This window comes from Pelagibius sp. Alg239-R121 (assembly GCF_947331435.1).
Lineage (GTDB): Bacteria > Pseudomonadota > Alphaproteobacteria > Kiloniellales > Kiloniellaceae > Denitrobaculum.
The window spans coordinates 1-19,086 of record NZ_CAMZOF010000012.1 but is presented as its reverse complement, the minus strand read 5'-3'; the positions used below and the strand labels follow the sequence as shown (position 1 = coordinate 19,086).

Genomic DNA, 19,086 nt, shown 5'->3' with positions numbered 1-19,086 from the left:
TTTTTCGACACTACTAGGCGAATAATCGGTGTCGAAGGATGGATTTTGCACTGTAGGTTTTAGCCAGCGGAGGACGGGATGAACGACATACGAGCCCAAAAAAAGCAGGTTATCGGCGAACCCCTTGTTATCGGCGGGCGAACGCTGACGTTATCGCGCGCCATCAGGGCCGGTGATTTCGTTTTTCTGACCGGGCAGGTCCCATTCAAGGATGGCGTGCCGATGACCGATGGGACGATTGAAGAGCAGACCCGTGCCGTGCTCGACGATATCGAAGCAACCCTGGCGCTGGCTGGATGTGCGCTGGAGGATGTGGTCAAGGCCATGGTTTGGTTGACGGATCGCGCTGACTTTCCTGGTTTCAATGCTGTCTATGGCGAGTACTTTCCGGACGAGCCTCCAACCCGGTCCGCTGTGGTCAACGACCTGTTGGTGGATGCACGTGTCGAGGTCGAAGTGGTTGCGTACAAACCCTTGAAGCCGGAACAGGTTTGATGGCGCTCATGGCGGTGGATGGTACGAGTTTCGAGTGGCATGGAGATTCTGGTTCCGTCGTCGTTCTCATTCATGGCCTGGGTCTCAATAAGGCCATGTGGCAGTGGCAAGTTCCGGTGCTCGCACAGAGTTATCGTGTACTGACCTACGATCTTTATGGGCACGGCGACAGCCAGACGCCGCCGTCTACGCCCGATCTCACGCTTTTTTCGACGCAACTTCTGAAGCTGCTTGACGAGAACGATATCGAATCCTGTGCCGTTCTGGGTTTTTCGCTCGGGGGAATGATTTGCAGGCGTTTTGCGATGGATCATCCAGGGCGCGTCTCGGCACTCGGAATCCTGCACTCGCCGCACAAGCGTAAAGCGGCTGCCCAGGATGCGATCCTTAAACGCGTCGCGCAGGCGAGGCAGGATGGGCCGTCCGCCACGGTCGAGGCTGCCTTGGACCGCTGGTTCACGGAAGGCTTCAGAAAGTCGGATCAAGATAGGACCGGACTCGTGCGGCGGTGGGTGATGGCCAACAGCAAACAGGTGTATCCCAGCATCTATCAGGTGCTGGCTGACGGTGTCGACGAGCTGGTCGCGCCAGATCCGGCCATTTCCTGTCCGACGCTGGTCATGACGGGAGATGAGGATTTCGGGAACTCACCGGAGATGTCGCAGGCAATTGCCGGAGAGATTTCCGGTGCGCAGATCAAAATTCTGCCTGGCCTCAGGCATATGGCTATGGTCGAAGATCCCGGCCAAGTAAATACTGTACTGTTGTCTTTTTTGGATCGGGTGAAGGGAGTGGCCAATGGCTGACGAGATGTTTGAGAAGGGTCTGGAGATTCGCAAGGCTGTTCTGGGAGCCGAGTACGTGGAGCGCTCTCTAGAGAGTGCCGATGATTTTATGATGGCGTTCCAGGAGCAGGTGACGACTTACTGCTGGGGCGACGGATGGGGTGGAGAAGGTCTGTCACGGCGCGATCGGAGCCTCTTGAACCTCGGCATGTTGGGGGCACTGGGAAAGACCGATGAACTTAAACTGCACGTGCGCGGTGCGATCAATAACGGCCTTTCCAACGATGAAATCAAAGAAGCTTTGAAGCAGGTCTCGATTTACGCGGGCATTCCGGCCGGTCTGGCGGCTTTCAAGGCGGCCCACGCCGTGCTGAAAGAGGCCGGACGGCTTTAGAACGCCTGCGTCGACGTGGATACTTCCCGTCTTCAGACTGAGGGGTGATAGATGAGCGATACCCTGGAGAGCCAAACTCCATCCCGTTTTGACCCACGGGATCTGCGCAATGCCTTCGGAACTTTTGCGACGGGCGTCACGGTGATTACCACCCGTGAGGAAGCCGGGACGCCGCGCGGATTCACGGCGAATTCCTTTACGTCGGTTTCACTCGATCCACCACTTTTGCTTGTTTGTATCGGAAAGTCTGCCGCCAGCTTGCCGGTTTTTAGCGAGGGGCACGGCTTCGCGGTCAATATCCTGGGGGAAGACCAGAAAGACCTCTCCGGCCTCTTCGCCACCCAGCGGCCGGACAAGTTCGAGGTTACCGAATGGACCAGCGGTAAAAGCGGTATGCCGCTGCTTGCGGGTACGCTGTCGTGGTTCGAATGCAGTCGCGAAACGGTGGTTGATGCCGGTGACCATGTTATTCTTATCGGGCGTGTGAGTGACTATGCCTACCGGCGAAACCCACCACTTGGCTACGTGAACGGCGGCTACTTTACTCTGGAAATGGAGCGCTCTCTGGTAAAGGCAGCGGGCCGATCTTCCGGAACCGTGATCGGTGCAGTACTCGCGCAGGGCCAGCGGGTCCTTTTGCAGGCTGGGAGTGACGACGGCCCTGTTACTGTTCCAAACACGGGGCTATGGGGTGTTGAAGCAAACCTTGACGCTCTTTCGGGAGCTCTTGAGACGCAGAGCCTCAAGTTATCCATAGATTTTCTGCTGTCTGTCTACGACGACAACACGACCGGTGACTGTTCGATCTACTATCGGGGAACGGCGACCGGAGAGGCGCCTGAGGGCATGCAGTTCTTTGAGTTAGACGATATCCCCTTCGAGAAAATCGAAGACGAGGCTATGCGTTTTATGTTGCGGCGTTACGTCAGCGAACTGCGCCAAGGGCGCTTCGCGATCTATCTCGGTGATGAGAAGCAGGGTGAAACCCGGCGTGTCGATTCAACGCCCGAAAAATCCATCGTTTGATCTGACTCTTCGGTTTATCACCCGGCGGATATTCCTGTTGATTTACCTGATATCGCTTTTAAATTTGCTCCTTTCATGCAAAATTTTCATGAATGGAATTGAAAAATCTCGAGCTACTTTTAGACGTGGTACGCCAGGGCAGCTTTGCTGCGGCTGCGCGTAATCATGACCTGGATCCGTCTTCGGTATCGCGAGCAGTCGCCGCGATGGAAGAAGAAGTCGGTGTCCGGCTGCTTCAGCGCACAACAAGGCATTTATCACTTACAGAAGCCGGTGAGCTCTATCTGCAACGGGTCGAGCCCTTGGTTGAGGAGATGGACCGGGCACGTGAAGAGGCGCTGGCCGTCAGCGCGATACCGCACGGGACACTCCGCTTAAGCACTTCGGTGGCCTTTGGACAGCGCTGCATCGTTCCATTGCTTGCCGATTTAAGAGCGACTCACGCGGATCTTAAACTCGAACTTCTGCTGACGGACGAAAACGTCGATCTTATTGCCGAGCGTATCGATCTGGCGATCCGTCTGGCGCCTTCCGTCAGTGCTGATGTGATCGGTAGCAAGCTGATGACCACACGTTACCGTGTGTGCGCAAGCAGAGGTTACTTGGACAACTGTGGACCTGTTCGCGAGCCGAACGACCTGACGGGATGTTCCTGTTTGCTATTCACCTTTCCGGCTTTTCGGTCGCGATGGCTTTTTCGTGATCGGCAGGATCATCTACGCGAGATTCCGGTGAGCGGTGAAATTGCGATATCCAATGCCCTGGCATTAAGGCATGCGGCGCTGGCGGGACTGGGACCTGCCTTGCTGGCTGACTGGCTGATTGATCAGGATATTGCAGAGGGGCGGCTGGTCGACCTCTTCCCGAACTATTCGGTTGCAGCAACGACTTTTGAGACGGGCGCATGGTTGCTCTATCCCAGCCGTTCGTTTTTGCCCAACAAGGTGCGTGCCACCATAGACTTTTTACGGGCGCGTCTAACGTGCGATCCTTCTTGATGGATGCCATTAACTGTGTGAGCCAGCCTCTATCCATTAGAACTGGAGGCTGGCTCACATGTTTCGGAAGCTTCGTGAAAACCGATCCGGCTCCGAGCGTTTAACCTGCGCGGACGCCGTGCGTTAAAGTAACTGAGCTATTGGGCTTTCTCGTAAAAGCTCGCGTCGACAGTTGGAGCATAGTCGTCCAACGCCTTGCCGATTTTTCCTTGTTGTTCGAAGAAATCCGCCACTTCTTTGATAAAGGTTTGAATTCCGCCTTTCATCCAGCGTTCCGTAAGCTGATCTTCGCGGGTATAAAAATCAAAGAGAGAAAGGACGATATTCGAATCTTTCAGCTCAAGGCCTGCGGCCTCGGCGATCACCGCCTCTGCGGCTTTGGGGTCATCATCCAGATGTTTGATCGCGCGGTCGGTGACTTCCAGAAACTTGACCACCTGATCCGGATGCTCGCTGGCGTAATCGTTGGTGACTGCGATAACGTCGAAGGCGCGGATACCGAGACGATCCTGTTCGTTTGCAGAGAGTAGTTCCCAACCATGCCCCTTCATGCGACGGAGCGGTCCGCCCCAGGAACAGCCCATTGCCAGTTCGCCCCCAATGAAAGCGTCATCGATATCGTGCGGTGACATATCCACGACATCCAGCTTGCCGATGTCGACGCCCAGAAAGACCAGACTGCGCAGCATCTTGTAGTGGGTCACGGTGTTGAGGGGAACGGCGACCTTGCGGCCTTCCAATTCGTGCGCATTGGCACGGTCGATCGCTTCTTTCTTATAGATCACGCAGTTGTCGGCACCACCGGTATCGACCGCCATTCCGACCACTTTGATCGGTGCACCATCGGTCACCGCAAGGGCAAAGGGGACGATGCCCATGGAGAACGAGATTTGCACGTCGCCCGCAACCATGGCTTCGGCCATTTCAACGCCGGTATTAAAGGCTCGCCATTCGACCTCCACACCCATTGCTTCATCATACCATTTTTCGGCTTGCGCAACCTGGTTGGCCGTTGGCCATTCCTTGAAGTAGGCGATGGTCACCTTTTCGTGGCTGGCGGCAAACGCGGAAGATACCGCCGCGCCCATGACCGAACCCGCCACCAATACCGTAGCGAAAAAACTCTTCATATTTCTGCCTCCAGCAGTTCGGCTAGAGACTGATCGTTTTTCTTTGAATCAAAGAGAAGCGTGAATCAGCCTCTAATTCATTTGGTTAGAGGACGATTCACGTTCTTGGTCGGTTCGATCAAGAACGATCGTGCTCTAAGTCCAGCTGCCCGGAGTCATTCCCAATGGCGGGCTACTCAGCGTCCACCAGGGGAACGATCAGGGTCGGAACGTGCGATCGGCGCAGGACGCTCTTTGCGACCGAGCCGAGAAAGGTGTGGCTCATGCCACGTTCGTGCGAACCCATGACGATGAGATCGCAATTGCGCTTCTTGGCTGTCTGTAGAATTTCCTCAGCCGGATAGGATTCGCATACCGTTGTCGATTTGATCTGATCCCGGACCTTTTGATCCTCTGCACTTTGCGAAGCCCAAAAGCTGTCCTGTCTTTCCTTCAACAGCTTCTCCGCATTTTTGACACGGAGGTCCATGATCTCGTGACGTTTATTATCGTCGAGAACATACGCTTGAATCGTAAAAGCTACGTCGTCTCTGAGCTTCTCCAGAACGTGAAGCAGATGAATATCCGCCCCCGTCAGCTTGGCGAGATAAGCCGCATAGCCAAAAGCGATGTGGGAGTTTTGCGACAGATCGGTGCTGTAGAGCACGTTCTTTACGTCATGTTGCATCTGTTCGTTCCTTGTCGCTCAATAACGCCTATCAGTATCCGAATGCCTGTGGCAGCCAGAGCACGATTTGCGGGAAGAAAGCGATGATGAAAACCGCGATCGTGTTGACCGCCGCGAAGGGCAGGGCTTTGAGGGAGATTTCCTCGATCGACACGTTGGAAATACCTGAGGCGATAAAGAGGTTTTCGCCCAGAGGTGGTGTCTGGAAACCGATGCCCAGCGCACAGACCATCACCACACCGAAATGGACCGGATCGATCCCCAGGCTATAGGTGATTGGCAGCAGCACCGGAGTCAGGATCAGGATCGTTGCCAAAGTTTCCATGAACATTCCGACAAAGAGCAGGAAGAGGATCAGCATGGCCCAGATCAGGTAGAGATTGTCCGTTGCGCTCAGCATGGCTTCGGCGATGATTGCGGGAATCTGGTTTTCTACCAGAAGCCTGCCGAAGACCGTTGCAGTGAATAGGATCAGCAGGACGCGCCCGGTCAGCCAGGTTGTGGTTTCGAGCGAGCGTGCAAGCGATCTCCAATCAAGTTCGCGATAGATGAAGAAGCCCACGATCAAGGTATAGAAGATCGCGACGATGGCGGCTTCAGTCGGTGTAAAGAAACCCGAGTAAATACCGCCCAGGATGACGATCGGCGCCAGCAGTGCCCAAAAACCATTGTAGAGCGTGCAAAGAATATTGCGGGCTGAGAAGCCATCCGCTGAGCCTTTGTAGCCCTTCTTCTTGCAGACGATGTAGTTCATGATCAGCAAGCTGACCGATATCACCAGGCCTGGCAGTACACCGGCGATGAAAAGCTTGGGAATCGAGACCGACTGGAAGATACCGAATTTCTCGACTGCTTCGGGCGGCGGCTGCAGGCCAAGCGCGGAGATGCCGAAAATCACCATGGGGATCGAGGGCGGAATAATGATTCCGAGGCTACCGGACGAGGCGGTAATGGCAGACGCGATACCTTTGTCGTAGCCGCGATCGATCATGGCAGGGATCATCAGCATGCCGACGGCTGCTGTGGTCGCGGGACCTGAGCCGGAGATTGCACCGAAAAAGAGGCAGGCAAAGACGGTGGCGGCCGAAATACCACCTGTGAACGGCCCGGCGAAACTCTCCGCGACGTTCACCAATCGTCTCGAAATCCCCGCTGCCTCCATTAAAGCACCGGCCAGGATAAAGGCCGGCAACGCCATGAGTGGAAAGGAGCCAACTGAAGTGAAGGCGATCTGGACAAACTTGATTGGGTTCTCGTCCAGATACAGAAACGAGATCAGGGCAGAGACGCCCAATGCAACGGTGATCGGTGCTCCCAGTAACAGGAGACCTAAGAAAGACCCAAACAGGATAAAGACAATGGTCGTTTCCATGAAACTGCTTCCCCTAACTCGCGAACTTGCTGTCGCGTCCCCTCAAAGCCGTTCGGCTTACTCTGCGCACCAGGCATATTGCCGGTGCCGGTGGGTGGTTTACTGCCCGCCTTCTTTGATCATTTTCTCGACTTCCGCTTTTTCAGGATCCCGAATGTCAACGCCCTTTACGAGCTTCAAATAGTTGATCTGGAGGATCCGGAATGTCATCAGCGTGAAGGCGAGCGGCAGGATGATGTAGATGTACTTCATGGGAACGCCCAAGGTTTGGGACTTCCAGAACAGGTTCATCTTGTTAAAGACGAAGTCGTAGCTGAGGTAGATAAAATAGACATTGAAGGCCAACCAGAAGAGATCGGCTATGCCTTCGACGATCTGGACGCCTTTAGGCGATAGAAACTTGAGCTGAAAGGTAACACGGTTATGGGCCGACATTTTGGCGGCATAACTGGCACCGAAGAAAACGAACCAAACGAACATGTAGGTTGAAAGCTCTTCACTCCAGGAGAAGGAGTGACCGAAAATTTCACGCGACAGAATCTGCGCAAAAAGCAGAAGCACGAACAAAGCAAGCAAGGTTCGGCAAATGTAGCTTTCGATATTGTCGAAGAAACTGAGAACCTTATTACCCACTGTTCGAACCCCCGTTATTCGAGATGAAAGACGCCTCGTTAAAACCGGCCTGTAACGTCTGAATTCAATGAGGTTACGGGACGGAAACGTCGTTTCCCGCTAGCAAACATATGCAGCTGACGAAGAGTGGCGGCCATTACAGCCGCCACTCCACGACGGTCTTTTTTTACTCTTTGACCGGATCGCGGCCGAGAGACGTCAGAACCGTGTTCAGCTTGTCGACGCCACCGATGGAGTCGTAGTACTTGGGCCAGACAGCGGTCGTGGCTTTTTCGATCCACTCTTTTTCACCGTCTGCAGGCTCGTCAATCTGCATACCCTTCGCGAGCAGGTCTTCCCGGATTGCAGCTTCAGACTCACGCAGATGATTTGCGCTGTGCAAAGTTGCTTCCTTGCCGGCTTCGATGACGGCCTTCTGGACGTCTTCGTCCATATCCTGGAAGACGGCTTCACTGACGATCAGCGGCTCGATCGAGAAGATGTAACGGATCGCCGTGACATACTTCTGGACTTCGTAGAACTTCATCGAGTGAACCGTCAGGTAGGGGTTGTCCTGACCGTCGACGACCTTCTGCTGCAGGGCCGTAAAGGTTTCAGACCACGCCATCGGCGTTGGGTTGATGCCCCAGGACTTGTAGGTATCGATCATGATCTCGTTTTTCGGGACACGTACGACCACGCCGTCCAGATCCTCGAGAGTCTTGATGGGCTTTTTGGAGTTGGTCAGGACACGGAAGCCCGTGTAGGTCCAGCCGACGATGCGCACACCTGCGTCACGCAGCGTGTTGTCGACCAGTTCCTGACCAATTTCACCCTGCGTAAGCTTCTCGGCGTCTTCCAGGCTCAGGATGACGTAGGGAAGCGTGAACACGCCGACGGTCGGCGAGAAAGGGGTGATGTTGTTGATTGCCAGAATGGAGAAGTCGAGAGTTCCAATGGCGGCCTCGTTGACGGTGTCCTGCTCACTGCCAAGCTGGCCATTGAGGAACATTTTGGCCGTATGCTTGCCACCGGTTTTTGCTTCAAAGAGCTCAACGAACTTCTCGCCCAAAGCGTGCTGGGCACTGCCATGAGCGTCACCGACTGCCATCTTGAAGTTTTTAGCCGAGACGTCCTCAGCAGCATTGAGAAACAATGCTACGGCAAGTCCGGCCGTGGCGGCTAGTTTTCCCGCAAATTTCACTTGAACCTCCTTAGTACGCATTTGATTCCGGCAGTCGTTACAACCGCTGGGCCAATGCTTGATTAGGCCAACAAGTGAGCAAGCTACGAAGAACGGTAGCCATCACTCCCTGTGGTCCCGTTGATGACTGCTCGCAAGCGGGGTTTCCGGCTTTGCTGCGTCGGTTTATCGCTCCTTATGGTTCACGCTACCTCTTCTTATGGTTAACGCTACCATTTATCGGACCTTATTCACAACTTTACCATGACATGTACGTTTCATGTATAGTAGAAGCTGGAAGGATAGTTTGATAACTGTGAAACATTAGAGATGGCACGAAAAGCACTGCTTGGCCGAGTGAGCGATGTCGACATACGGTTACTGCGCGTATTTCGCTCAGTCGTCGCCTGTGGTGGACTGTCGGCAGCTGAGCTCGAACTCAATATTGGACGCTCTACGATCAGTCGCCATCTGACTGATCTTGAGATGCGGCTGGGCGTCAAGCTGTGCGACCGCGGACCGGCGGGTTTTGCCCTTACTTCGGAAGGGGAGCGGGTTCTCGATGCGTCGGCCCGTCTTTTGTCGGCGATTAACAATTTTCAGTCCGATATCGACGAGGTTCACCTCCGGCTTACAGGACATCTATCCATCGCGCTGTTCGACAAAACCGTGACAAATCCGGACGCACGCCTTCCCGAGACCATCAGGTCGTTCGACGAGATTGCACCCAAGGCGACGATCGAAATTCACGTCGAGCCATTCAACGCGATCGAAAGCGGCGTTCTGTCAGGACGCTTCCATCTTGCGATTATTCCGCCACACAGGCAATCCAGCAGCCTGAATTACTATCCGGTCTATTCGGAAGAGATGTACCTGTACTGTGGCGCCAATCATCCTTTATTCGGGCGGGCCGATTCCGAGATTTCGCGGCAGGACGTGCGGCAGCACAAATATGCCGGCATCGGATTCCATTCGCCTAACATGGAAGTGAGCCATCGCCTCAACTTAAAACGTAGTGCGGATGCCTACGACGAAGAAGCCTTGGCGGTGCTCATTCTATCGGGCTGTTATTTAGGCTTTTTGCCTGACCATTACGCCAAGAGATTTGTTGATTCCGGTTCCATGCGCTGCCTGCGTCCCGAAGAGTACCACTATCGGAGCAGTCACTCGGTGGTCGTACGCCGCTCGCCGCAGCCATCGCGCCTGGTCCAGGAGTTTTTGGATTGTCTGCGCCGTATTCACAGCCCCGAATCCAAGCTTGTCCACAAGCGCGCCTAGCACCGTCGTGCAATAGATTGAGTGCGCCTTGCTGCGTTGGTCGTTGACCAAAACGACGCGATGTCAGTCGACCGCTTCGAATTGTCCGCTTTCGGGGTCCAGCGCGAGCAGCCTGCCTTCGGCGATATCGAAAAAGGCACCGCGAAGACGCAGCCGGCCGTCGTTCAGACGCTCTTTGATGAACGGAAAAGTCTTCAGGTTTTCGATCGAATGACGGATCGACGCATGCTCGAGTGCGCGTTGTTGCACTTCGATCGGCTCTCCAGCGCAGTCGCGGAGAGCTTCCGTCCGTGCAGGGTTTAACAGCGACATCCAGCGGTCGATGAAGCCGCGTTTGTCAGACCGTTCATAGAGTCCTTCCAGAAACGCGCTAACCCCGCCACAGCGGCCATGGCCCATGACCAGAATGTTTTCTACTTCGAGGCCCGTTACCGCGAATTCGAGTGCTGCGCTGGTTCCGTGATAGTCGCCGTGCGGCTCGAAAGGCGGCACAAGGTTGGCGACGTTTCGAACGATGAACAGACGCCCCGGACCGGCGCTGAAGATCGCGGCCGGATCAACACGGCTGTCGCAACAGGCAATGATCATGGTCTTGGGTGACTGTCCCGATTCCGCCAGTGTCCGGTAGAGTTCGGCTTCTTCCGGATAGCGGCCGGTAAGAAAGCGGTGGTAGCCCTCCACCAGTTCCGATACGTCACGCATGCTGTTTCTCTACCTCGTCAGTTAATCGTTTCAATTTTCGAACCACGCCCGCACGTGCTCCACCCCTCAATGGCCTCTAACCGCCCGCTGGCCGGGGATTGCTTGCAGGCTGCAATGCAGCGGGCATCGAAGCAATTCGCAATACAGTATATCCAGCCAGGGCAGAGAGGATTGACCCGGACAATACACCGAGCCTTACAGCCGCGGCATGCTCTGGGTCGGCAAATGCCAATGTACCGATGAATAGACTCATGGTGAAGCCAATACCTGCCAGAAGAGAGATGCCGTAGATTTGCAACCAGTTGGTCCCTTCAGGCAAGCGGCAAATGCCGGCGCGGGCCGCAAGCCAGGCGAAGCCGAACACGCCCAATTGCTTGCCGAAGAAGAGGCCAAGGGCAATCCCCAGGGGAATCGGTGCGAGCAGATCGGCAAACGACAGCCCGGTGAGGGAAACGCCTGCATTGGCGAAGGCGAAGACAGGCATCACGAAAAAGGCGACCCAGGGGTGTAGTTCATGCTCCAGCCGGAGCAACGGCGCCGGTTTCTCGGTATCGGGCACACGCAGTGGGATTGTCAGTGCTATGACGACGCCTGCAAGTGTGGCGTGGACGCCGGATTTTAGAACACAGACCCACATTACCAATCCCACGATGATATAGGGCGCGATGCGCCGCACGCCGACAAAGTTCAGTCCGAGCAGAATGGCCACGCAGATCCCTGCGATGGCCAACGACATGACTGACAGGTCGGCCGTGTAGAACAGCGCGATGATGACGATGGCGCCCAGATCGTCCAGGATTGCAAGAGCGAGTAAGAAGATTTTCAGGGCAACGGGGACACGACTGCCCAGAAGAGCCAGCACACCAAGCGCAAAGGCAATATCCGTGGCGGCCGGAATCGCCCAACCGTTCAGCGCCGATGGGTCGCCCATATTGAACGCCACATAGATCAAAGCCGGAAGCAGCATTCCACCCAGGGCAGCAACAGCGGGAAGAGCGGCCTCGTTCCAGCTCAAAAGTTGTCCCTGAAGCAGTTCCCGTTTGATTTCCAGCCCGACCAGGAAAAAGAACACGGCCATCAGCCCGTCGTTGATCCATAGCAGCAGTGGTTTGTCGATGGCGAGCGCGCCGATCTGCACCACCACGGGAGTGGAGAGGATTGCGTCGTAAAGCCAGTTAAGCGGCGAGTTGTCGAGGAGCAGAGCCGCAGCGGCTGCTGCCATCAGTAGGACGCCGCCTGCAGCTTCATGATGCATAAGCGATGAAATTCGCTGCCGCAGACTGCGCATTCATTTCCCTTCCGAGGACCAGAAACTGGCAAGACCAGAGAGCATTTAAGAAGATAGTGAAACTTATATAAACTTCAACAAACAGATAAAAACTATTTAATTCTGCGTTAATCTACGAGATAATGAGGCATGCTAAGCCAACCAATGTTAACCCTGCACGAAGTCGCTGACCTGCTGAAAGTCAAGGAAAGTACCGTGCGTGCGTGGATTCACGACGAAAGCCTGCGTGCCGTAAAATTCGGCCGGGATTGGCGTGTGGCCAAGAAAGATCTGGAGGCTTTCGTCAATTCCCGCGCAAACCGTCCGCCGGAAGCGGACGAAGGCACTGGGTAACCTTCGCTTGCTTAAAACTGCAGGACTGCGGTCTAAATTCTGCAGCCCAAGCCTAGGTTGAGGCCATCAAGGAATAGGAGTTCCAACCTAGAAGTCTAAGGCCACAGCTTATCTGACTCCCAACCCATGGCCTTGAACTCTTTGGTGCGAAGCGGGAGGTCGCCGGCAAGGAAAAACTCGTCGAGCTGAGGTGGCGCAACCGATGTTGCCGAGAGCATGGCGTGAGCCTGACCTCGATGATGAATTTGATGCTCGAAGAGGTGGAGCAGAACACGATCGGCACGGTCGACCTGGACGTCTGCGCCCCGGACCAACCGGACTGCGCTCTGAAGATCCTGCGGCATCAGTGCTTCGCAAAAGACGATGAGACGCTGATCCCACTTGCATTGAGCGGTCATGAGCGCTGGAGCGGTTTCTTCCGGCGGTAGCTCTCGCGCGGCCGGACCCATGGGATTGCCCTCGAGGGCATCGATGTAGAAGCAGTCGACCTGCAGATTGTGATTAAGCGTGTCCTTAAGCGACGGAAAGAACCCCGTTCGTTCGGCAGTAAACTCGTCTTGGCTCAACTTGCAGCAGACGCTTAACAACCGATGATTGGCCCAGGCGGAGTTGCGGGCCATTGCCGTCAGCGCGTCGGTAAACTCAGTCATGGAACGATGCCCTCTCGGTTATCCGAGTCAGCTTGCTGTGGCTGCAAAACTGTTGTTTCCCACCAGGGAAAGTCATCCCGTGGCGGCCTGTGCCTGACGGGTGTCGCGTTCGGCAGGTCAAATTCCTCGCCCAACGCGCCGTATTTTTGTACCGCCCAATAGACCCCGCCATGGGCGACGATCAGCACCGGACCGGGATAGGCTAGTGCCCTGTTTATGCCACGCAACGCGCGCTTCAGAAAAAAATCGTAGGGTTCAACGCCCGTTGCCTGCAGGGAGCCGCGTTTCCAACTGTCGAACCAATCGCCCTTTCCTTGCCCTTCGAAATCTCCCCAGCTGCATTCCTTCAGATCGTCAATAACTTCGATCGGACAAGCCGCTGCTTCTTGTATAATTTTTGCTGTTTCAAGGGCGCGTGAAAGCGGGCTGCTGCAAATGGTTCCGATGGAAATAGAGGCTGTCGCAGCGCGTGCCGCATAGGCCTGAGTCCGGCCATTTTCATTCAGCGGGACGTCTTTTAATCCCTGTGCCAAACCTTGCAGATTCCAGTCAGTCTCCCCGTGACGGAGAAAATAGAACTCGGTGTTGGCGAGCATACTGGCGTGACTCCTCGTAAGCTGAATAGACAGCGTGGATCAGATTTTAGCGGACAACCAAGAAGACGGCATCCGGAAAGACTGGCCGGATGCAAGCGTGGTTCGCTCGTACCCAATAAGAATCAGACTCAAGAAGCCTAGTCGACTGGCGTATGGTTGAAGCTTTGCATGGCAAGGACCTTCTCCGCGCCGCCGTACTGCGCCAACAAGCTCGCCTGGTCGGAGAAAGCGGCTCTGTTGACCGCTTCCGGATTGAGAATCGAGATCAGTTGTTTGTGCAATGCCTCGCGGGCAACCTCTGCCGCGCCGCTTGAGGAGAGGTCGTTTGTTTCCCTTGGATCTTCCTCGAGATTGAAGAGTTGCGACGGGTAGCCGCCCGCGTAGTAGACGTATTTCCAAGCGCCTTGCCGGAGCATGAAAAAGCCGGTCGGACTGCCGCCGTCGTGGTATTCGCTGAGGATGAAACGCCCGGGTTCGGGCTGCTCGACAAAACTCTGCAGTGGACGGCCCTGCCAAGCTTCGGCAGCGGGTTTGGGCGACAGACCGGCTGCCTGTTCGACCGTAGCGGCGACATCGGTCAGCGAGATCGGCGTCCGATTGACGCTGCGCGGCACGCCTGCGCCCGCCAGAAGGAACGGGATTGCGACTGAATCTTCGTACATCAAGGACTTGGTCCAAAAACCATGGTTTCCAAGCATTTCGCCGTGATCGCTTAGATAGAGAATCAAGGTGTCGCGTGCCTGTTCCGAGTCTTCCAGGGCCTCCAAAACTTGACGGATATTATCGTCTAGAAAGCTGCAGAGGCCGTAGTAACAACGGCGCGCGAGCCGACGCTTGTCCGGATCAAAATGGCTGTCGTAGTCCCAGAACCCGGCCATCTCACGGAGGACAGGGTGACCGGTGCAGGACGCGGTCTCGCGATCGAGGGGATCAGGTATTTCGCAGCCGTCATAGAGATCGAAAAAAGGTTTGGGGGCCGTCAGGGGATAATGCGGACTGACGAAGGAGACGAACAGCGACCAAGGCGCCTTTGCATCCGCCAACGGTCTGCCCCGCAACCAGTTGCAGGCCTCGCGCGTGACGCGCCTGTCATACTCGGTATAATCGCTCTCACCCGGCCCGGTTTCGGCGGCAAGTTCCGCCACACTCTCGAAGGTGGGCAGGGGATTGCGGAGAAGTCCCTGCGGCCAACCCATGCCGCCGTTGGTGACATGCATCGGCAGAATTTCTTCGCTGAAGCCATTGTCGTCGTCGCTTAAGCGGAAGTGCAACTTACCGATGGAAACGACGGTCTGACCGCCGGCGCGTAGACGGTGCATCCAGCTTTCGATCTGTCCGTGATAAGGTTCGGCCGAAGACCAGCAGCGGGTTTCGTGGACGTGCAATCCCGTGGCAAGACTTGCCCGCGCAGGTACGCAGATCGGGGAGGGCGTGTAGGCCCGTGTAAAACGGGTGCCCTGCGCCGCCAGCCTGTCGAGGGTCGGGGTTTGGACGACGGTATGTCCATAGCAGCCGGCCGCAGAGCGCGCATGTTCGTCGGAACAGAGGATCAGGACGTTTGGCGCACCCACGTCGGCGGACCTGCGGTCTTACGTGCGGTAGTCTGGCGCCTCTTGATCCAGCATCATCTTCAGTTCGCGGAAGTGGTTTTGCCCCAAGGCGTCATCTTCCCATTGCTGTGCGGTCTTTTCAGCAACCTCGTCGGACAGGACGCGCAGAGGCCGGCCAGTCATATAGGCGGTGATCAGGGTTTCGGCGGAACGTTCGAGGTAATAAAGGCAGTCGAAAGCCTCCGCCACGTTCTGGCCGGTCACGAGGACGCCGTGGTTGCCCATCACCATGACCTTCTTGTCGCCGAGCAGTTGTGAGCAACGCTCCGCTTCGTCGTCCAGGGCCATGCCGTCGTAGCCTTCGTCAACGGCGATTCGATTGAAAAACCGCGCGGTGTTCTGGTCGATCGGCGGGATTGTGCTGTCGGCCAGGCAGGCGAGGACCGTCGCGTACTTCGAATGGGCATGCAGGACGCAGCGGGCCTGAGGGTTGTTGCGGTGAATGGCGCCATGCAGAGCCCAGGCTGTTCGTTCAGGCGCATTGGGCTGATCCATGGTGCTAGGCTCGTTGGCATCGATCAGGATCAGGTCGCTGGCACGGATCCGAGAGAAATGCATGGCATTGGGGTTCAACAGGAACTGCGTGCCATCGTCATTCACTGCCAAGCTGAAGTGGTTGGCAACCGACTCGTGCATGTTCAGCTTCGCGGTCCAACGAAACGCGCAGGCGAGATCGACGCGCTGCTCGAAATAAGCCCCGTTATCGCGAAGCGGTTTGACGGCGGAGACGGCCATGATGTGATCCTTGCTGATATTTCGGTCAGACGTCGCGTCTCGTCTCTGGAAAACCCCAGCCGAGGTCGCTCTGTTTCTATTGGAGTTATAGGTTGCCACGATTGGTTTCCGTGGACAAACGAGGAATTCGTGGGAAGCATCATTACGATTACTTATGACTGGGTTGGGTATCGAAATTAAATGATACTACGGTCTGTACCGAAACATAGATGTTGTCGACTGCTGTAGTCTTTTGAGCATGTCCAGTGTCACAACAGCACAAAATATGAACCTGCCCGGAGCATCCGCGCAGATTCTTCACCCGGAACCCAAAGTGCGTGGCTTGCGCCAACCGACAAGGGATCCAATTTCCGCAGTTACTGACCCGGCACCCTATCGTTTTTACAGGGAACTTGTCGGGCGCCACCCGCTCTATTTCGATGAACGGCTTGGATTCTGGGTCGCCAGCGGAGCAGGGGTGGTAGAGGCCATTCTCCAGGACAGTGCTTTTTCCGTTCGCCCTCTGGAAGAGCCGGTGCCGACAGCGATCAAGGGGACTCGGGCGGCGGATATCTTCGCGCGACTGGTGCGCATGAGGGATGGAGGCGCGCAGCGTCCGCTGAAACAAGCGATCTGCAAGGCTCTGACTCCGGTCGATTTAAGGCATCTGACGACACGCAGCGAAGACTGGACGCACCACCTTTTGCAGTTGCCGATCGTCGAAAGCCAGGATGAAACCGCGCCTGACATTACTTTCCGCCTGCCGATCTATGCTGTCGGTTCCCTGCTCGGCGTTCCCAGCGACCACTTGCCCCAAACCGTGCATTGGATGAACGACTTTGCACGGTGTCTTGCACCAGGAAGCAACCCTCAACAGGTTGAGCAGGGCCGGCAAGCAGCGGAATCCCTATGGGATCTTTTCTATGAGTTGCTTCAACAGGCCCAGTTTCCTTGCCACCGGAATCCCCTTGGGCGACCCTTGGACCAAGGGCTCCTGAGCAGTTTCGCGCGATCGGCCTGTCGGCACCTCGGTCATGACGAGGGTTTGATCATTGCCAACGCGATCGGGTTTTTGTCTCAGAGTTATGAGGCAACGGCGGGATTGATCGGTAATAGTCTGGTTGCCTTGGCGCGGAGGCCTGGGCTCGCGGAAGCGGTCGGAACCGATCCGGACCTGCTCGAAGCCGTCATCAGGGAAGTCACACGTTTCGATCCGCCAATCCAAAATACACGGCGCTTTGCCGCTGTGGACAGCCTGGTTGCCGGTGAAAAGATAAAAGCCGGCGAGGCTGTCCTGCTGGTTCTGGCGGCAGCCAATCGCGACGTAGAGGTTAACCCAGACCCTGGAGATTTTAATCCCAGGCGCGTTGATCCTGTGGTTTTTACCTTCAGTGCCGGTGCACACCTGTGCCCCGGTAACGAGATGGCAATTGCAATGACCAAGGGGGCGCTACTGCAGTTGCTGGCGTCGAAGATTGATCTTGATGCCCTGACCAGGGATTTCCACTATCGCCCATCCCAGAATGCGCGGGTTCCATTGCTCAATTGGGACTCGGTGTGCGTGTAGTCGGTCGGAGGAAGGCGCAGGCTATACCTCGGCCATCATTGACGCTTTCGAGCCGTCGGTCATGCGGCTGTGGCGAAAGGGAGCTGGATCGACGCAGGGCGGGGCGCCAGTCACCAGGTCCGCGGTCAGTTTTCCGGCGCCAGGGCCGATGCCGAAGCCATGACCGGAAAAGCCGGATGAGATGAAGAAGCCGGGGATCGCCTCGACTTCGGAAATCACCGGCACGGCATCCGGCGTCACGTCGATGCAGCCGGCCCAGGTCTGGGCGACCTTCATCTTTTCGAAGGCGGGGTAGGCCTTTTTCAGATTGCGGATCGAGTGCTCGATGATGGAGGACACCGGCTCCGGATCCAGGACGCGCACCTGCTCGAAGGGGGAAACGCTATCCAGCGCCCAGCGCCGCGCCATGGTCGCTTCCTCGATGAAGCGTTTGCCCAGGCGCAGTTTGAGGTGCGGCCACTCGGCCTTCAGGTTGGGAATGAAGGGAAAGAAGAGGCGGAAGCTGTCGGGCACGATATCCGCGACGCTGAGCCCGCCGTGGGCCACGGTGTAGCCGCCGTCCAGGCGCTTGCGGTAGGCAAAACCGTTGCCCGCCGCCGAAGCCTCCAGGTCGGTCTCCAGGGGCTCGGTGCGCAGGCAGGAAGAGGTCACATTCAGGGCCTGCAGCTCGACCTCGGCGTTGGTGCAGAAGCGCCGCGACCAGGCGCCGCCGGCCACGACCACCGCGTCGCAGTCGATCCGGCCCTTCTCGGTGACCACGCCGCTGATCCGCCCGGCCTGCTTCTCGATGCCGCGCACCGCGCAGTTGGTGAAGATCTTCGCGCCGTGCCTGCGGGCGGCTTCGGCGATGGCCGGGGCGGCCTTCTGCGGTTCGGCGCGGCCGTCGTTCTCGGTATAGAGCGCGCCTTTCCACTTGATGGTCGAGCCGGGCGCCAATTCCGCCGTGCGCTCCGCCGCGATCATGCGCGAGGCAAGTTGGTGTGGCCGCGCGTGCTCGTCCAGCCACTGCTCCCGCGCCGCCATGTCGGCGTCGCTTTCGCAGAGATAGAGGATGCCGCACTCCCGATAACCGGCCTCCGCCCCGATCCGTTCGTTCATGCCGCGCCAGGCCCGCATGGATTCCTGGATCAGCGGAATCTCCCGCGGGTCACGTCCCATTTGCCGGACCCAACCCCAGTTCCGACTCGACTGCTCGCCCGCGATGATTCCTTTCTCGCAAAGCACGACATCGACGCCGCGCTCGGCCAGTTCCAACGCCGTCGAAGTGCCGATGATGCCGCCGCCGATGACGACGACGGAAGCGCGCGTTGGGAGGGTTTGGTCGCCTGAAAAGGGATCTGGTTTCGGGCCCATAAATTGCTTTCTTAAAAGGAGGGGGCAAAGAGTGTGGGGGGAGATTAGCGACTTGCGGGAGAGGGTTCAAACAGAGTGGCGTTCCATCCGATGCTGTCATCGTGGCTGCGGTTTGGGGGACGGAACAGCGCTGCGTGAATGAAGTCCAAGTTCACTGTGGTCTTACTCAGATCGCGCAGGTTTCTGCCGCGAGTGCAGATAGGAGCGACCCAAAACGCTCCAGTCGTCAAGATGGAATGAATGACCGGTTTGAGCCGATTTTGATGAAAAAGGCGCGGTTGAAGTAGAGTTGTAGTTCTGATTCAATTTTCCCATTGATTTGGGAGATTGATG

At 56.5% G+C, this 19,086-nt stretch carries 20 protein-coding genes; 8 read left to right on the top strand and 12 right to left on the bottom strand.

The genetic code is table 11. The features are described from left to right. Window positions 1–78: 78 nt before the first annotated feature. The 5 genes from QMZ18_RS31005 (at window position 79) to QMZ18_RS30985 (ending at window position 3,698) form a co-directional block, all read left to right on the top strand. Window positions 79–495 (top strand): RidA family protein, encoded by a 417-nt coding sequence (locus QMZ18_RS31005; RefSeq protein ID WP_282610301.1) that lies wholly within the window; start codon window positions 79–81, stop codon window positions 493–495. Next, window positions 495–1,301 (top strand): alpha/beta fold hydrolase, encoded by an 807-nt coding sequence (locus QMZ18_RS31000; RefSeq protein ID WP_282610300.1) that lies wholly within the window; start codon window positions 495–497, stop codon window positions 1,299–1,301. Before QMZ18_RS31005 ends, QMZ18_RS31000 begins: the two co-directional genes overlap by 1 nt. Beyond that, a complete protein-coding gene (locus QMZ18_RS30995) occupies window positions 1,294–1,674 on the top strand; it encodes a carboxymuconolactone decarboxylase family protein (RefSeq protein ID WP_282610299.1) in 381 nt (126 codons plus the stop codon). Before QMZ18_RS31000 ends, QMZ18_RS30995 begins: the two co-directional genes overlap by 8 nt. Window positions 1,675–1,725: 51 nt before the next feature. After that, window positions 1,726–2,700 carry a flavin reductase family protein gene (locus tag QMZ18_RS30990; RefSeq protein ID WP_282610298.1) on the top strand — a complete coding sequence of 325 codons (975 nt, stop codon included), beginning with the start codon at window positions 1,726–1,728 and terminating at the stop codon, window positions 2,698–2,700. Window positions 2,701–2,792: 92 nt separating this feature from the next. Then, complete coding sequence (locus tag QMZ18_RS30985; RefSeq protein ID WP_282610297.1) at window positions 2,793–3,698, top strand: LysR family transcriptional regulator; 906 nt, start codon at window positions 2,793–2,795, stop codon at window positions 3,696–3,698. 137 nt (window positions 3,699–3,835) lie between these two features. Here the strand turns inward: QMZ18_RS30985 and QMZ18_RS30980 are convergent, their stop codons facing one another. The 5 genes from QMZ18_RS30980 to QMZ18_RS30960 all read right to left on the bottom strand — a co-directional run bounded on the left by QMZ18_RS30980 (window position 3,836) and on the right by QMZ18_RS30960 (window position 8,683). Further along, on the bottom strand, window positions 3,836–4,828 hold the full coding sequence (locus QMZ18_RS30980; protein WP_282610296.1) for an ABC transporter substrate-binding protein: 993 nt from the start codon (window positions 4,826–4,828) through the stop codon (window positions 3,836–3,838). 172 nt (window positions 4,829–5,000) lie between these two features. Beyond that, window positions 5,001–5,495: a universal stress protein gene (locus tag QMZ18_RS30975; RefSeq protein ID WP_282610295.1), complete on the bottom strand. Its 495-nt coding sequence runs from the start codon at window positions 5,493–5,495 to the stop codon at window positions 5,001–5,003. A 31-nt stretch (window positions 5,496–5,526) separates the two neighbouring features. Next, a complete protein-coding gene (locus QMZ18_RS30970; protein ID WP_282610294.1) occupies window positions 5,527–6,867 on the bottom strand; it encodes a TRAP transporter large permease in 1,341 nt (446 codons plus the stop codon). A 99-nt stretch (window positions 6,868–6,966) separates the two neighbouring features. Then, window positions 6,967–7,500 carry a TRAP transporter small permease gene (locus tag QMZ18_RS30965; protein ID WP_282610293.1) on the bottom strand — a complete coding sequence of 178 codons (534 nt, stop codon included), beginning with the start codon at window positions 7,498–7,500 and terminating at the stop codon, window positions 6,967–6,969. Window positions 7,501–7,666: 166 nt separating this feature from the next. After that, window positions 7,667–8,683, bottom strand: a complete 1,017-nt coding sequence (locus tag QMZ18_RS30960; protein WP_282610292.1) for a TRAP transporter substrate-binding protein — start codon at window positions 8,681–8,683, stop codon at window positions 7,667–7,669. 309 nt (window positions 8,684–8,992) lie between these two features. Between QMZ18_RS30960 and QMZ18_RS30955 the strand changes: the two genes are divergently transcribed. Beyond that, window positions 8,993–9,940: a LysR family transcriptional regulator gene (locus QMZ18_RS30955; protein WP_282610291.1), complete on the top strand. Its 948-nt coding sequence runs from the start codon at window positions 8,993–8,995 to the stop codon at window positions 9,938–9,940. A 63-nt stretch (window positions 9,941–10,003) separates the two neighbouring features. Here QMZ18_RS30955 and QMZ18_RS30950 read toward each other — a convergent pair whose 3' ends face one another. Further along, complete coding sequence (locus tag QMZ18_RS30950; protein ID WP_282610290.1) at window positions 10,004–10,642, bottom strand: carbonic anhydrase; 639 nt, start codon at window positions 10,640–10,642, stop codon at window positions 10,004–10,006. A 76-nt stretch (window positions 10,643–10,718) separates the two neighbouring features. Then, the gene (gene nhaA / locus QMZ18_RS30945; RefSeq protein ID WP_282610289.1) at window positions 10,719–11,930 is read right to left on the bottom strand and encodes a Na+/H+ antiporter NhaA; all 1,212 of its coding nucleotides are present in this window, start codon (window positions 11,928–11,930) and stop codon (window positions 10,719–10,721) included. 129 nt (window positions 11,931–12,059) lie between these two features. Between nhaA and QMZ18_RS30940 the strand changes: the two genes are divergently transcribed. Continuing rightward, window positions 12,060–12,263 carry a helix-turn-helix domain-containing protein gene (locus QMZ18_RS30940; RefSeq protein ID WP_282610288.1) on the top strand — a complete coding sequence of 68 codons (204 nt, stop codon included), beginning with the start codon at window positions 12,060–12,062 and terminating at the stop codon, window positions 12,261–12,263. A gap of 95 nt (window positions 12,264–12,358) precedes the next feature. Here QMZ18_RS30940 and QMZ18_RS30935 read toward each other — a convergent pair whose 3' ends face one another. The 4 genes from QMZ18_RS30935 to QMZ18_RS30920 all read right to left on the bottom strand — a co-directional run bounded on the left by QMZ18_RS30935 (window position 12,359) and on the right by QMZ18_RS30920 (window position 15,854). Next, the gene (locus tag QMZ18_RS30935) at window positions 12,359–12,913 is read right to left on the bottom strand and encodes a DinB family protein (RefSeq protein WP_282610287.1); all 555 of its coding nucleotides are present in this window, start codon (window positions 12,911–12,913) and stop codon (window positions 12,359–12,361) included. Continuing rightward, window positions 12,910–13,509, bottom strand: a complete 600-nt coding sequence (locus QMZ18_RS30930) for a histidine phosphatase family protein (RefSeq protein ID WP_282610286.1) — start codon at window positions 13,507–13,509, stop codon at window positions 12,910–12,912. The genes QMZ18_RS30935 and QMZ18_RS30930 overlap by 4 nt, the downstream gene beginning before the upstream one ends. A gap of 137 nt (window positions 13,510–13,646) precedes the next feature. Next, entirely contained in the window at window positions 13,647–15,080 is a 1,434-nt protein-coding gene (locus QMZ18_RS30925) for a sulfatase-like hydrolase/transferase (protein ID WP_282610285.1), read from the bottom strand. Between the two features lie 18 nt (window positions 15,081–15,098). Beyond that, a complete protein-coding gene (locus tag QMZ18_RS30920; RefSeq protein ID WP_282610284.1) occupies window positions 15,099–15,854 on the bottom strand; it encodes a class II aldolase and adducin N-terminal domain-containing protein in 756 nt (251 codons plus the stop codon). Between the two features lie 238 nt (window positions 15,855–16,092). On the opposite strand from QMZ18_RS30920, the gene QMZ18_RS30915 reads away from it, so the two are divergent. Continuing rightward, complete coding sequence (locus QMZ18_RS30915; protein ID WP_282610282.1) at window positions 16,093–17,400, top strand: cytochrome P450; 1,308 nt, start codon at window positions 16,093–16,095, stop codon at window positions 17,398–17,400. Between the two features lie 21 nt (window positions 17,401–17,421). Here the strand turns inward: QMZ18_RS30915 and QMZ18_RS30910 are convergent, their stop codons facing one another. Next, window positions 17,422–18,753: an FAD-binding oxidoreductase gene (locus QMZ18_RS30910; RefSeq protein WP_282610281.1), complete on the bottom strand. Its 1,332-nt coding sequence runs from the start codon at window positions 18,751–18,753 to the stop codon at window positions 17,422–17,424. Window positions 18,754–19,086 lie beyond the last annotated feature (333 nt).

Bases quoted from the DNA above. Each gene is read 5' to 3' on its own strand.
- QMZ18_RS30995 (WP_282610299.1), top strand. From the start codon at position 1,294: ATGGCTGACGAGATGTTTGAGAAGGGTCTGGAGATTCGCAAGGCTGTT.
- QMZ18_RS30985 (WP_282610297.1), top strand. From the start codon at position 2,793: ATGGAATTGAAAAATCTCGAGCTACTTTTAGACGTGGTACGCCAGGGC.
- QMZ18_RS30930 (WP_282610286.1), bottom strand. From the start codon at position 13,509: ATGCTCGCCAACACCGAGTTCTATTTTCTCCGTCACGGGGAGACTGAC.
- QMZ18_RS30975 (WP_282610295.1), bottom strand. From the start codon at position 5,495: ATGCAACATGACGTAAAGAACGTGCTCTACAGCACCGATCTGTCGCAA.
- nhaA (WP_282610289.1), bottom strand. From the start codon at position 11,930: ATGCGCAGTCTGCGGCAGCGAATTTCATCGCTTATGCATCATGAAGCT.
- QMZ18_RS30935 (WP_282610287.1), bottom strand. From the start codon at position 12,913: ATGACTGAGTTTACCGACGCGCTGACGGCAATGGCCCGCAACTCCGCC.
- QMZ18_RS30980 (WP_282610296.1), bottom strand. From the start codon at position 4,828: ATGAAGAGTTTTTTCGCTACGGTATTGGTGGCGGGTTCGGTCATGGGC.
- QMZ18_RS30950 (WP_282610290.1), bottom strand. From the start codon at position 10,642: ATGCGTGACGTATCGGAACTGGTGGAGGGCTACCACCGCTTTCTTACC.
- QMZ18_RS30970 (WP_282610294.1), bottom strand. From the start codon at position 6,867: ATGGAAACGACCATTGTCTTTATCCTGTTTGGGTCTTTCTTAGGTCTC.
- QMZ18_RS30990 (WP_282610298.1), top strand. From the start codon at position 1,726: ATGAGCGATACCCTGGAGAGCCAAACTCCATCCCGTTTTGACCCACGG.
- QMZ18_RS30910 (WP_282610281.1), bottom strand. From the start codon at position 18,753: ATGGGCCCGAAACCAGATCCCTTTTCAGGCGACCAAACCCTCCCAACG.
- QMZ18_RS30920 (WP_282610284.1), bottom strand. From the start codon at position 15,854: ATGGCCGTCTCCGCCGTCAAACCGCTTCGCGATAACGGGGCTTATTTC.
- QMZ18_RS30955 (WP_282610291.1), top strand. From the start codon at position 8,993: ATGGCACGAAAAGCACTGCTTGGCCGAGTGAGCGATGTCGACATACGG.
- QMZ18_RS30915 (WP_282610282.1), top strand. From the start codon at position 16,093: ATGTCCAGTGTCACAACAGCACAAAATATGAACCTGCCCGGAGCATCC.
- QMZ18_RS31005 (WP_282610301.1), top strand. From the start codon at position 79: ATGAACGACATACGAGCCCAAAAAAAGCAGGTTATCGGCGAACCCCTT.
- QMZ18_RS30940 (WP_282610288.1), top strand. From the start codon at position 12,060: ATGCTAAGCCAACCAATGTTAACCCTGCACGAAGTCGCTGACCTGCTG.
- QMZ18_RS31000 (WP_282610300.1), top strand. From the start codon at position 495: ATGGCGCTCATGGCGGTGGATGGTACGAGTTTCGAGTGGCATGGAGAT.